This window comes from Planctopirus hydrillae (assembly GCF_001707835.1).
GTDB classification, from domain to species: Bacteria; Planctomycetota; Planctomycetia; order Planctomycetales; family Planctomycetaceae; genus Planctopirus; species Planctopirus hydrillae.
Map to the genome: position 1 here is coordinate 72,392 of NZ_LYDR01000055.1, position 13,167 is coordinate 85,558.

The following is a 13,167-nucleotide window of genomic DNA, read 5'->3' on the forward strand; positions in this document are numbered from 1 at the left end:
CTGATTCGCAGTGGTCAGAGTGATCGAGCAGGCCGTGGGTTCGGTCTGATTCTGTTGCAACCCTAAGATTTACATCCGAGAGAAAGGCTTTGATTGCGAAGGCTGTGATTGTGCTTCAACAGAGATTGATCTCAGACTTGAGATTCGTCAGTGGCAGATCCAGTTCCCGTAAGTCGAAGTCATGAGGTTCGAGAGTGAACGGCGAAGACCGCAAGATCTCCCAACTGGCCTGTGTGCTACTGGTCACTTTGCGACTGTTTATCGGCTGGCACCTGCTTTACGAAGGCTGGTGGAAGATTGATACGCAAAAGTCGCCTCAACCATGGTCTGCCGAAGGCTATTTGAAGAATGCGACCGGGCCGTTGCGGGGCTTTTTCCGCAGTCTGCTGGGCGACCCCAATGACTTGCGTTGGGTCAACTACGATTACATGTCGAACAAATGGGACGACTACGCCAATCGATTTCTGGCGCATTACAACATCGCTGACGATGCTCCTGAAGCCGGTCGCCTGATGTATCTGCTCAATGGGCCTGCTCAGTTCAGTGTAAAACTGGAGGCACTTCCTCCGGGAGTCACGCAGGAAAAAATGGGTCGGATGGCGCAGTTCGATCCCGCGAAAAAGATACTTTCTGTGGATGGCAAGCAGCATCTGCTGGCCGCCGAACGCGATCGACTTTTGAATCTGGTCGATACTTCTGCTGCTGACACACCGGCGGCCACGGCTTACAAGAACGCCGTGAATTCTCTTTACACTCAAGGAACCAGGCTGAGTTACAAAGAGCGATTAGCTGTGTTGCTCAAGGGAGATCCTGAGAGAGTCGGCGTCATTCAACGCGAGAAAGACGGTAAAGAAGTCGAGAAGCGGATTGGCGAGATTGAACTCTATCAGGCTCAGATTGATCGCTATGAAGCCAATCATGCTCAGGCGAAAACGAAATACCAATGGGATCATCTCGAAACTCAGTGGCGTGAATTGCAGGATCTTCGCCGGCGTGTCGTCGGGCCGGTTCAGGCTCTTGAACAGGAACTGCGTGATTCTGCAGAGAAGCTGCTTTCCTCCGATCAACTGGCGATGGGGCCAGTCCCTCAACCGTGGACCGAAGCTCGTGTCCTCAGTTGGCGAACCATGTGGAGCCTGACGATTTTTGGTTTCCTCCTGATCATCGGTCTGGGAACCCGGTTTGCCGCTGTGGGAGGTGCAGGTCTGCTGATGCTATTTTATCTCGCCGCACCACCCTGGCCGGGAACTCCCGAAGCTCCGGGGATTGAACACAACTACATTGTCAACAAAGTCAATATGGAAGCGTTGACACTTCTGGCGATTGCCGCCATGCCCACCGGTCGCTGGTTTGGACTGGATGGGCTGATTTACAGCTTGTGGAAGAGCCGTCAGAAATCCAAAGACTAATTTCCCTGTCGATCAAGTTCTTCAGGCATTCTTGGGGTGATGTTCGTATCCCTCTCTAGAAGTGACCTGACGGGTTGATCTCGGGCTATCGAAATATTGCCAGCAAGTTTTCCCAGTATCTGTTTTTTGCATTTTGTCTCCTTCAATCCTCCGAGGACTGAATCATGCAGCTCACACCCGAACAGGAACGCCTTGGTAAAGATAACTTTCATGAGGCCGTCTCGTTTTCCCGCCGAGATATGCTGATCGGTGCTGCCGCCGCTGTTCCAGGGCTGGGAGCTGCTTACTTCGGCTACCAGAAACTTTCTGGAAACCCGGTTAAAGTTGGCTTCATTGGTACAGGTGACGAAGGAAGCGTTCTGCTGACCCAGCATCCTGCCGAGTACATGGATATTGTTGGTATTGCTGACATTCGCCCCACCAACCGCCTCCGGGCATTGCATGGTGACGGGAATGAAGAACGCATCGGGCTGATCAAGAAGCTGGGCCGCGATAAGGCCATGAGCATTACGCTCTACGACGATCACAAGAAACTGCTGGCAGACCCGAATATCGAAGCGGTCGTGATTGCCGTCCCGCTCTGCCAGCATTATCAGGTGGCTCTCGATGCCCTCAATGCCGGTAAGCATGTGCTGACCGAGAAGCTCATGTGCCACTCGGTAAAGCAGTGTAAAGATCTCATCATGGCAGCCCGCGAGAAGAAAAAGCTCCTCGCTGTGGGACATCAGCGGCACTACAACGTCCTGTACGATAACGCCAACGATCTGATCCAGAAGGGATTACTGGGTGATATCAAGTTCATCCGAGCCCAGTGGCATCGCAACAACAGCTTCCCCGGACGTGACAGTTGGCGTAAGAACGTCCCGGCGGATGACCTGCGGGAACTGACTGCCATCGCCAAAGAAAAGGGGTTCGCTTCAGCGGATGAAATGCTCGCGAAAGAGTACGGCTACCCTTCCGCTCATAAACTCGTCAACTGGCGTATCTACAACGAGACCGGGGCCGGGCTGATGGCCGAACTGGGAAGCCACCAGCTCGATGCAGCCAGTATCTTCCTGGGTAAGGTTCAGCCGATTGCCGTCCAGGGTTATGGCGCCAAGAACTTCTACGGCGTCAAAGGGATTGGTTCTTCGGATCAGCAGGCGGATGACCGGGATATTGAAGATCATGTTTACGTCACCTTCGAATTCCCCGGGCCACATTACGCGGCAGACAAGAACGATGTCTGCGTGGTGACTTACTCTTCAATCAGCACCAATCGCTGGGAGCCTTATGGCGAAACCGTTTTCGGCAGTCGCGGGACACTCGTGATGAAGCAGGAACTGGAGGCCATGCTCTTCAAGGAAGCGAGTCCATCAACTGGTGGTGGCGGAGTTGATCAACGCCTGTATGTCCTCGCAGGGAACGATGGCAAACCTGTGCTCCAGGCCAGCGACAGTGGCGGGCCTTCACGACAGGCGGCTGTCGCGGATATCGGCAAGGTGAGCCGGGGCTACACGGAAGAAATGGAACATTTCGCGTTCTGCATTCGCGAAGGGAACTTCGGCAAGGCGAGCGAAGGTGGCCTGCGCTGCCCGGGCGAGCAGGGGATGAAGGATGCCATAATGGCGTTGACATCAAACCTCGCCATGAAGCACAAGAAACGCATTGTCTTCAAGCCCGAATGGTTCGACCCCGCCAGCCCACTGGTTCCTGAAACGGATCCTGAAATCGTGGGCTAACTTCGATTGAAGGACGGAATAAAAAAGGTCGAGCCAGGGAATAGAGTCTCTGGCTCGACCTTTTTTGGCAATACCTTGAGATGGTATTGATGAATTACGAAGTCAGGAAGTCAAAAGCATGTGGAGGATCTATCAAGCAGGAGTGCTCCGGATTAACACAAGGCGCACTGCAAGCGTGGCACTCACAGCAATGCGAAGTCCTGAGTCGGAATCACATTAGCGGAATTAATGCTCTTCGGGGAATTCGCCGATCATCTGGGCGAGATAGTGCTGGATGCCCATTTTGCTGATGAGATCAATCTGGGATTCCAGCCAGTCGACGTGGCCTTCCGACTCTACGAGGATTGGGGCAATGATTTCACGACTGCCGTGATCTTTCTCGGCCATGCAAATCTCGACCGCTTCGTTATAGGTCTTCACGCCTTTGGATTCGAGCTCGAGGTCGAACTTGAACTGTTCTTCGACATTCGTCCCCGGGCGGATTACGTCGTAGCGGGCGATTTCAGGGATCCCTTCGAGATACAGAATGCGATCAATCAGCTTTTCGGCATGACGCATTTCACCAATCGACTCTTCGTAGTGCTTTTTGGCCAGTTTGTGCAGGCCCCAGTTGGCACACATTTTGGCCTGAACGAAATACTGGTTGATGGCTGTCAGTTCGATTGTCAAACCGGCGTTCAGTGCATCGATGACTGCCTGGCTACCTTGCATGTTCAATCCTCTTTCAATTTTGTGGAAGCAGGCCACCTGAGAATCCCTTGCTCAGGGCATGCCGCAGGTTGATCCGACTCGTAAAGCATGTTGGCAAAGGGCTAGTGATACGACTCTCTGGAAACAACTACGCGTTGCTGGTCGCGAAGACAAACTTGCCCAGAGCTGCAAGCATGGCACACAAAGCGATGTCGTTACATGGAGAGCGAATTAGTCAGCAGATTTTAGGTCGCGCGCCGTGTCTTCGCCATGTTGGGCCGCTGAACTCTCGAAAGATTTCTCAAGTTGAAATTCAGTCCGCAGAGATCATTTCCCGGGTTTGCCAACCATTGGAATTGCGTCTCAATGGGGCGCAGAAGTTTCCTGATAACTGACGTGACGACAGACGGGCTTCTTAAGGAACGTCGCGCAGCCGCAAAGATCTCGTGACGAATCAAACCGGGCTGACCCATCGATCAAGAATGGCGAGACCCAGAATTCCGAGACTGATCACGGCATTCACCTGAAAAAATGCCTCGTTCACCCGCGAAAGATTCTGTGGGCTGACAATCGCATGCTCGTAGATCAGCAAAAGCGAAATACCAGCGATCCCTACGAGAAAAATCATTCCAAATCCAGCACTCCACCAGAGGCCAAACAGGCAGAGCACCACGATCAGATGGCTCGCGGCGGCCAGCTTCAAAGCTGCTGGAATGCCCCAGCGGCCCGGGATACTGAAAAGCCCCTTCTGTCGATCAAAATCGGCATCCTGGCAGGCATAAAGCAAGTCGAAACCACCGACCCAAAAGAACAGGATCGCTGCCATCCACAGAGGAGGAGCGTCCACCCGGCCTGTCAGGGCAATCCAGGCCGCAATGGGTGAGAGCATGAGCGCTGCCGACAACCAGTAATGGCACAACACGGTAAATCGCTTCGCCAGGGAATACCCGAGCAGAAAGATCAGCACAGGGAAAGAGAGTGCCAGAGGTAACCAATTGGGCCAGAAACAAAGTGTGGAGACCACAAAGCCAATGGAACAAATCACGGTAAAGAGCAGCACGGCGGCATTCGAAAGTAACCCGGCAGGAAGATGACGACCGGCTGTCCGTGGATTCTGTGCATCGATGTCCTGATCAATCCAGCGATTGAAAGCCATCGCTGCAGAGCGTGCGAAGACCATGCAAAGGAGGATGCCAGCCAGATCCTGCCAGCGAAAACTGATGCCGGGAGTTTGCCAGGCCAGAATCGCTGCGAGGAGAGCAAACGGCAAAGCAAAAACGGTGTGGCTGAAGCGGATTAAACCCAACAGCCTGCTCACTGTGCTCCACGATTCCGCCAGGACACTCGACATACTTATTCCTCAGAGGAGAACCTCATCCCATGATGTCCGCAGTCCATCTACTGTACGAAAGGTAACGTTGGATTATAGTCATCGAGATCGTTGTCTGCCCGTGATGATGTTTGTCTCCTGGAAACCGCTGTTTGAAAATATACAAAAGATCACGTATCGATGTGGTGTCGCAGTGCTTCGCAGGGCGGATTATTCCTCTCGATCGTCGAACCCGCACTGCACCAGAGCTGTTACGGATCGTCAACGGTGCCTGCTCTGGCGTCAGCCCGTTGTCTCACCTTATACTCTCGTCAAGAAGACGGGAAACATGGGCTGTTCTGTGAATAAGTACTGTTCCATCAGAGTTCATACTTTTTCAGCGTAACTTTTGGTTGCATCTCCCACATGGCAAAGTGATTCTGGAAGGTCGGCATCAATATGGCTTTGAGTATGCCCAAGAAGATCATCTACGCTTCATTTGCTGCTTGCGGGCTGGTGGGTCTGGCTGCCATTCTCGATCTGATTATCGGCATGCCCTTCGGCGGGAATGTCGTGTTCGATGTTCTCTTCCTGCTCTCTGCAGCGGTGATTGTCTATCTGGGTTACGACTCGCTGAGTGAAATGGCCTGATGCTGCTGGCGATCGGCTCAAAGCAGCCCGAGACGATCGGCAGATACATCTTGGCATTGCTGTGGTCTGTAGAAGTTGTGCGATGATCTGCCTGGCCTGTCGATGCAGATCAAACCAGCACTCGGCTCATGGTCGCCAGGTTGCCAGTGACCATCATCGATCTACCATTCCCTGAATCGGGGTTGCCTGCCCCGCTGGATCATCGCTGAGCCCCCCTGTCATTGTATGACGAGATGATCTGCCGGTTCGAGAACTGAGCCATTTTCAGGGTCATGATATGCCGCGCCGATCTGCCGTGAGTCACACGCCGCCTTCGGGGGCTCATCGCTTCCTGATCATTCTGGGCGATCAGCTCGATGTGAACTCCGCCATCTTTTCGCAGTATTGCCCCGAGACGGACATTCTCTGGATGGCTGAAACACCGGAAGAGGTCGAGCAGATCTGGTGTCATCGACTGCGAATCACGTTCTTCTTTTCCGCCATGCGGCATTTTCGTGATGAACTGCGAGCGAAAAAGTTTCATGTCCATTATCGCGAGTTAAACGAGGATCCAGTACAGGATGAAGGGCAGACATTCACGGACTTACTGTTGCGTGATGCCCATGAGGTTGGGATCAAGGAACTGGTGGTTGTTGAACCTGGGGATTGGCGGGTCAAGCAACGACTCGAAGCCGCCGCCCGGAAGCTGGGTATCCCGCTGACGTACCTCGACGATACGCACTTCTTTGCCACTCATGTGGACTTTCAAAAGTTTGCCTCAGGCAAGAAGAAGCTGATTCTCGAATACTTCTATCGCGAGATGCGAAAGAAACATCAGATTCTCGTTGATGAAGCCGGGCAGCCGGAAGGCGGCCAATGGAACTTCGATCATGAGAATCGTGAGAGCTTTGGTTCGAGCGGGCCCGGCAAGTTGCCGGCTCCGCTTAAGTTCTCCCCTGATACAATCACTCAAGAAGTGACTGACCTGGTGCGTGCCAGGTTTCCATCGAACCCCGGGGAAGTGTTTGATGAAACATTAGCGGTGACACGGGCCGATGCACTGAAACTGCTCAAGTATTTTGTCAGGCACCACCTCCCGCGATTTGGTCGATATGAAGATGCCATGTGGACGGGAGAGGCCACTTTGCATCATTCGAGGCTATCGGTTTATCTCAATGTCAAACTGCTCAATCCACGCGAATGTGTGCAGGCGGCTGTTGAGGCTTATCAGGCGGGCCAGGTCGATCTGGCGAGTACTGAGGGATTCGTGCGGCAGATTCTTGGCTGGCGTGAGTTCATTCGCGGCATTTACTGGAGCCATATGCCCCGATATGCCGAACTCAACTTCTTTGAACATCAGCAGCCCTTGCCCTCGTTCTTCTGGGATGGCAAGACCGAAATGGTCTGTGTGCGTGAGTCGATGAACCATGTGCTGAAGCATGGATATGCACATCATATTCATCGGCTCATGGTGCTGGGCAATCTTTCTCAGACCTTTGGTGCTCATCCCTATCAGTTTCATCAGTGGCATATGGCGATGTACCTGGATGCCATTGACTGGGTGTCGTTGCCGAACACACTCGGAATGAGTCAGTTTGGTGATGGTGGTATTGTCGGTACCAAGCCTTATTGTGCTACGGGTGCTTACATCAGCCGAATGAGTAACTTCTGTCAGAACTGCCGCTTCGATCCGAAGAAATCAACAGGAAAAGACGCTTGCCCGATCACGACTTTTTACTGGGATTTTCTTTCGCGTCATCGGGAACAATTGCGCGGGAATCAGCGGATGGCCATGCAACTGAAAAACGTCGATCGAAAGACGGAAGTCGAGTTAGCCGAGATCCAGCAGCAGGCGGAAGACTTGCGTCGATCATGGCTTAACAATGAGGGCGTCAAAAAACATTGAGGCCAGTTCAAGAACAGTCAACGTTCGTTATTCGAACCTGTTGGCTTGCGATATTGTGAGAATCCATAGGACTCGATTGTTGCGAAAAGGACAGTATCTTCTGTCTGTTTGCCAGCTCCTCCCAATTCTATAATCAGGGAGTCGAGCAACGATGATGTGATTCTTTTCCTGCAAATGGCTGAAAGCTGTTTGTGGCCCGCCGGTATCCCGTATTGACCTGCCAGCTCTTCCCACCTTCTGGAGCGACCATCATGACTTCACGATCTATGGCCATTGGCTTGTTGATTCTGGCAAATCTGTTCTTTATGACTAATGCCCAGGCGGCTTATCGTGGGAATTACAGCCGCTATATGAAACAGATTCAGCAGATGCAGCAGGCCCAGCAACAACAGGTGGCTGCACGTCAGAAAGCACTACAGGAACAGGCGGCCGCCAACGCTGCTGCTGAAAAGGCACGACTGGAAGCTCATCGCAGGGCCCATGATGAGATCAAAGCCAAAGCGGCAGAAAGTCATGATAAAGCCATCGAACGAATGAAGCGCGAAGCAGCCGCCAGAGAAGAAGCGAAGAAGCGCGGGCCGGTCGCTTCCGATGCAACCACATCGACAGCCACAAAGCCAGCAGCGGCCAAATCTGTAGCGACCAGGCCCGTGACCACAAAGGCTCCCTGATGCGGCGTAACCTCTCAGGTGGCAGCTATGATCTCTTGTGCAATTTCCAGCATGGCCTGGGTATCGAGCGTCAGGTCATTTGACGTAAACAGCTTTTCGATCGCGGCTTTATGAACCTTGATCTTGAGGTTCCCGACACCCAGTGCGCCGTAACAGATCATCCCTTCCCGCTCTTTGGCCTTATCGGTGGATTCAACGCCTCGAATTCCCAGAGGCGGGACAGCATTCACATCGACCACCACCCGGATTCCGGTTCCTGTTAACTCTTTGAGCGACGCCAGTTCGATCCCGGCGGCGCCGGCTGCGATCAACAGATCAGCACCCTCACACAGAGCGATCGTCTCCTCAAAACTGGTCGAGACATGCGGCGTCACGGTTCCCGGAAGTTCCAGTAACTTCAGTTGGACGCACGCTTTGCTGGCCTTAGCGGCATGACGAGAGACCAGTTTGACAGTCGCACCTTGAGACGCCAGCAGTTGTGCTGCTCGAAAGCCGACGGGGCCGGTACCACCCAGAATGACCGCTTGTGTCTCTTTCAGTACAAGATGTTTGCCGGCAGAAGCGACAGCTGCAGCGGCTGTGGTGTTGGAACCATTCGAATCGAGCATGACACTGACACGCATGGGCCCGAAGAACGAATGCAGAACTTTGGCGTAGACCGCTTCTCCGGCTTGAACATCGCTGCCACCGACAAAGATCGCGGTGGATTTCAGGTCAGCCACTTTGCGGGTAAAGATCGCACCATGCGTCAGGCCCACGGCGGCTTCGGGAGAAACGCTTCCGTAGCTGAAGAGTTCATCGACGCCCGCATCGACGGCGACAACCCGGTCGAACACGCTGGCCAGAGGATCGGTATCGAGCTGAATCAGTATGCGTTTCATGAGATCTCCTGACAGCCTTCATGCAGTGCGAGTCAATGCCCGTGATGGATTCGAACTGTGAATATATCCATGTGACGAGAGAAAAGTTGATTGATCGAACCGGCAGAAACTGCTGCTGAAGAAACGATGCCGGGAAGAACTCGAACGAAGAGCACCTGTGCTTATGTTCAATTTTCTGTTGCAGAATCCATTTCGCTGATGACTGTTCGCGGTCGTGCCGATGATGACAAACAAGGCGACTGTGCGCCCATTAACGATTGCAGCGGGAGTGAGCATTATGTGGTGGCCGAAAGTGGCGACCTTGGTACTGGGGTTGTTCGGAGTGGGAGAGATGGCTTTTGCCCAGTCTCGCCCATCGTCGCCTCGTATCATCAACTTCCAGACAACCGTTCGCGAAGAGAGCTTCGTGGCGATGGTTGGCGAAGTCGCACAACCCGGTGTGTACCGCCTCCCCGCCGGTGCGGATTCACAGAATCGAGTCGCGACCATCGAACAGTTGGTAGCGCAGTCAGGTGGCCTGAACCCGACAGCATCTCCCAGTTTGCGCGTGATTCGAAAATCGAGGCCTGATCAACGGGTGTACTACCATCCCGCAGGAGCGACGTCATTAGAGGCTGGCGATGTGATCATCGCGGAAAACGTGCCAGATCACGCACCACCCGATGCAGCCAGAATCGAGCAAAATGGAGTGCAACTGGTTCTTCTGGGTGTACTTCCTAGACCGATTGTCGTGCGCGTCAAAACTCAGCAGGCCAGTATCAGCAGTATTTGTGCAATGCTGGGGCAACCTCCTGAGTTATCGCGAAATGTCAAAGTCCTTTCTCCCGCGAGGATAGAACACGTCGATCAGACGATCCCGCAGACCGCTTTGCTGATCTTCGCACCGGGCTCGATCAATCCTGCTCAATTGCCGGAATTTCCACCAGTTCGCGAATGGATAGCGAATACAGGAACCACCACAACCAATGTCGCTGTGCCTCAACGGGATCCTCAGATCACTCCGACCGGCATGTTGCGAACTCCCTCATCAAACCAGACCACTGAAGAAGCCAATCTGGCTCTGCTCCAGCAGGCTGAGATTGGTGTTGGTCGAACAGAGCCACTGGGTGAACCCTATATTCCCGGAAGTCAACCGCGAGAAGTCGCATCAAATCCTTCGGCTCCCTGGCCCAGACAGGCTGCGAACCCGGCTTATCCACCGCCCCGTACAAATCGCAGTCAGGTCGAAGATGTCCCACCTCCGCCAGGAATGGATGGCCATGGATTGATGGCGGATCATTTACGATCAAACAGTCAGAATCCTGCCCACTCCAGAGAGACAATTCCGGTACAGACCACGCAGCTTCCCGGAGGAACGAATCCGGGTGAGAGATACTCGACATCGGGTATGAGTCTTCCGCTGCTCCCGGCGATTTCTCCAGGGACAACTGGCCGAACAGAGGCCGCTATGGCCTCTCAATCGGGAGCTGCACCATCAGGGACCAGTGCGGTCTCCTCTGTACCGATTTCCCAGCCAGCGCCGGAAGCTTCGTACACGGGATCTTCATACACTGGACCAACTCGTGTGGAAATTCCTGCTAACTCGCAAAACAACGTGTTATCAGGCAATTCGTCGATCCCGGTCGCGCCACTTCCGCCGGAGGTTGCCGACATGGAAAACGAAAGTGCAGCCAGCCAGGGAATGGGAAGCTATCTGACCACGATGGCTTTGATTCTGGGGACCGTGATTGGATTGATGGGAGCCGCCTTTGCTGCCGGTCGATTTCTGGATCCCTTGCATGGTCAATCTACGAAGGAAAATAGTTCCCGCGAAGAGCATGAGATGGCCCAGGATTTCAGTCTGGCCAGATTTCAGGCTGAGAGACCTGAGCCACTGGTTGGTCAGCCGATTCTCAAACCCACAGATGCTTCTGTACAGGAAGAGAATCGATTCAGTGATGATGAAGATCAATCCTATCGAAGCATTCTCAAGCCTGCTGCCCATCGAACAGAGATGGCACGAGCTTCGAAGGAGAGCGATCGTTTGCCCACTGAGCGGACTTTGCCCGAACAGCCAGCTCGACCGACCAGTGAGACAGCATCGACTCAGCAGATGATTGAAGATCTGTTGCACAATCGTCTGGAGCTGCATGAAGAACCCGCATGGATTAACCGACAGTTGCGATTCCAGGAATTGCCTGCTGATCGTCGCTTTGCCAGGTTTGATCCGGCGGAAGCACCTCTCTCTCAAGAATCCGGCCAGACGCCACACTTCCTCCTGAGCCAGAGTTCGCGGACGCTCCGCGAGCCCAGCATGGGAGATCGACCGATTCATCGCGACGCGCACGAAGAACTGCCTCGTCGAAGCAGTCTGGGTGCGAACCAGAGCCGCAGTTCCCACTCGAGTTCGGCGGTTTATCGACGAGTCGATACCGCGCAGGATGCCCTCTCACGAGATCGAACAACACCTCCCGGAAGTGCTGCGGGCAAAGGAGCGATGGCTCCCTTTGAACAGGCTCTTGTGCAATTACGAGGGACAAAAAAGTCATGAGTATGGGTCTTGATCTTGGAACCTCGGTCTTTCGATCTGTCCGTGCGCATGGGCGTGAGCTTCGAGCCCGGAGATTTCCCGCCAGTTATGTCATGATTCCCGATCAACCGGCCAATCGCCAGAAACTGGAGCGATCCGAAGGACTGTTTGTCCCATGTGGCGAGCATCTGGTGGTGCTGGGAGATGCCGCTCTGGAATTGTCACGCAGCCGATCGCTGCCACTTTATCCGCTGTTGCCTGGCGGTAAGCTCGATATGCGAGATGCGCTTTCGCGGCAGATTATGGCTGCCATGGTGGATGCTGTACTTCCTGAAGCGAAAACGCCGGGAGAGATCTGCTGTCTGACGGTGCCCTCGACGCGTATGGCGGAAACTCAGATCGCGCTGAGCGGTGACTTGCTAGACGACCAGAATTCCACATTCGACTGGCCCGAACTTGATTACAGTTGCCAACTGGTGAAGCTGCGCGGCTACCAGCCAGTGGCTGTCGGTCAGGCCTTGGCGGTCACTCTGGCAGAGCTTGTGGGTGAGAGTTTCTGCGGTGTCACGGCTGTCTTTGGTGCCTCGGTCACCGAGTTTGCAGTGGCCCATCAAGGACGCGAAATCGCCCGAGTAGTAATTCCCCGTGGTGGTGACTGGATTGATGAGCAGCTCACGACAATGTCGAGCTCGAAACTGAATCCACACGAGCGAAGTCCGGAGTCAGATCGAATCGATGCGGATGTCCGTCATCTGCTGAGTATTCAGAAGGCGCGGCATGATCGGGAACAGGCCTCAAGGGCACCTTCGAATGAAGGACAGGCTTCCATGATGGTCGAGGGGCGTTATGCCGATCTGTATCGACAGTTTCTGATGGCGGTTCTTTCGGAAGCTGGTCGAAGGCTGCATCAGGTGGCGGCACTTGCGAACTTCCCGCAACCGACAGTCCTGGCCTACGCGGGTGGTCTCAGCCGGGCCACGGGATTTCCGACAATGCTGAAAAATGCGATGCGGCAAATCGACTGGCCAATTGCGATTGAGTCGTATCGATCAGCCGAGCTTTCGCCCTTTGGTGTGGCTCGTGGTTGCCTGATTCATGCTGCCCTGGAAGAACTGGCGACACAAAAGCCAGCCGCCTGATTGATCGGGGCATGCAGCGTGACGAAGTGAAGATGGTGCCAGCCGTCTGAGCTTCCTGCACCCTGCTCGATTGAGGAGAGCGTGGCTGGAGTCAAACGTCTTCGTTTGCCCACTGGTCATTAGACACTCATGAATTCAGCGAACGTGCTCGAAAGTCATGAAGACTTGTTCCGGATGCATTTGCGCTGGTGAAGCCGATTGTCCAGGGGGCGAATGAAGACATTCGACCCATACGCATCAAGTTAAGGGCTGAAGGCGTAGTTGAGCAGTTCGGGATTGCGGAGGAGTTCGAAGGTGCCGGG

At 54.0% G+C, this 13,167-nt stretch carries 10 protein-coding genes; 7 read left to right on the top strand and 3 right to left on the bottom strand.

Features of this window, described 5'->3' with window-relative positions:
* Positions 1 to 194: 194 nt before the first annotated feature.
* Both A6X21_RS07205 and A6X21_RS07210 read left to right on the top strand, forming a co-directional pair.
* Positions 195 to 1,409 carry a DoxX family protein gene (locus A6X21_RS07205; RefSeq protein ID WP_068846927.1) on the top strand — a complete coding sequence of 405 codons (1,215 nt, stop codon included), beginning with the start codon at positions 195 to 197 and terminating at the stop codon, positions 1,407 to 1,409.
* Between the two features lie 164 nt (positions 1,410 to 1,573).
* On the top strand, positions 1,574 to 3,130 hold the full coding sequence (locus tag A6X21_RS07210) for a Gfo/Idh/MocA family protein (protein WP_068846928.1): 1,557 nt from the start codon (positions 1,574 to 1,576) through the stop codon (positions 3,128 to 3,130).
* 225 nt (positions 3,131 to 3,355) lie between these two features.
* Here the strand turns inward: A6X21_RS07210 and bfr are convergent, their stop codons facing one another.
* Complete coding sequence (bfr, locus tag A6X21_RS07215) at positions 3,356 to 3,841, bottom strand: bacterioferritin (RefSeq protein ID WP_068846929.1); 486 nt, start codon at positions 3,839 to 3,841, stop codon at positions 3,356 to 3,358.
* Positions 3,842 to 4,274: 433 nt separating this feature from the next.
* Positions 4,275 to 5,171, bottom strand: a complete 897-nt coding sequence (locus tag A6X21_RS07220; protein WP_068846930.1) for a UbiA-like polyprenyltransferase — start codon at positions 5,169 to 5,171, stop codon at positions 4,275 to 4,277.
* Positions 5,172 to 5,600: 429 nt separating this feature from the next.
* On the opposite strand from A6X21_RS07220, the gene A6X21_RS07225 reads away from it, so the two are divergent.
* The 3 genes from A6X21_RS07225 (at position 5,601) to A6X21_RS07235 (ending at position 8,336) form a co-directional block, all read left to right on the top strand.
* Positions 5,601 to 5,780, top strand: a complete 180-nt coding sequence (locus A6X21_RS07225) for a hypothetical protein (RefSeq protein ID WP_052301635.1) — start codon at positions 5,601 to 5,603, stop codon at positions 5,778 to 5,780.
* Between the two features lie 277 nt (positions 5,781 to 6,057).
* Positions 6,058 to 7,665, top strand: a complete 1,608-nt coding sequence (locus tag A6X21_RS07230) for a cryptochrome/photolyase family protein (RefSeq protein WP_068846931.1) — start codon at positions 6,058 to 6,060, stop codon at positions 7,663 to 7,665.
* Between the two features lie 251 nt (positions 7,666 to 7,916).
* Positions 7,917 to 8,336 (top strand): hypothetical protein, encoded by a 420-nt coding sequence (locus A6X21_RS07235; protein ID WP_131818228.1) that lies wholly within the window; start codon positions 7,917 to 7,919, stop codon positions 8,334 to 8,336.
* A 14-nt stretch (positions 8,337 to 8,350) separates the two neighbouring features.
* Here A6X21_RS07235 and A6X21_RS07240 read toward each other — a convergent pair whose 3' ends face one another.
* On the bottom strand, positions 8,351 to 9,217 hold the full coding sequence (locus A6X21_RS07240) for an NAD(P)-dependent methylenetetrahydromethanopterin dehydrogenase (RefSeq protein ID WP_068846933.1): 867 nt from the start codon (positions 9,215 to 9,217) through the stop codon (positions 8,351 to 8,353).
* A gap of 277 nt (positions 9,218 to 9,494) precedes the next feature.
* On the opposite strand from A6X21_RS07240, the gene A6X21_RS07250 reads away from it, so the two are divergent.
* Entirely contained in the window at positions 9,495 to 11,747 is a 2,253-nt protein-coding gene (locus A6X21_RS07250) for an SLBB domain-containing protein (RefSeq protein WP_068846935.1), read from the top strand.
* Complete coding sequence (locus tag A6X21_RS07255) at positions 11,744 to 12,865, top strand: disk-shape morphogenesis protein volactin (protein ID WP_131818229.1); 1,122 nt, start codon at positions 11,744 to 11,746, stop codon at positions 12,863 to 12,865. The genes A6X21_RS07250 and A6X21_RS07255 overlap by 4 nt, the downstream gene beginning before the upstream one ends.
* Positions 12,866 to 13,167 lie beyond the last annotated feature (302 nt).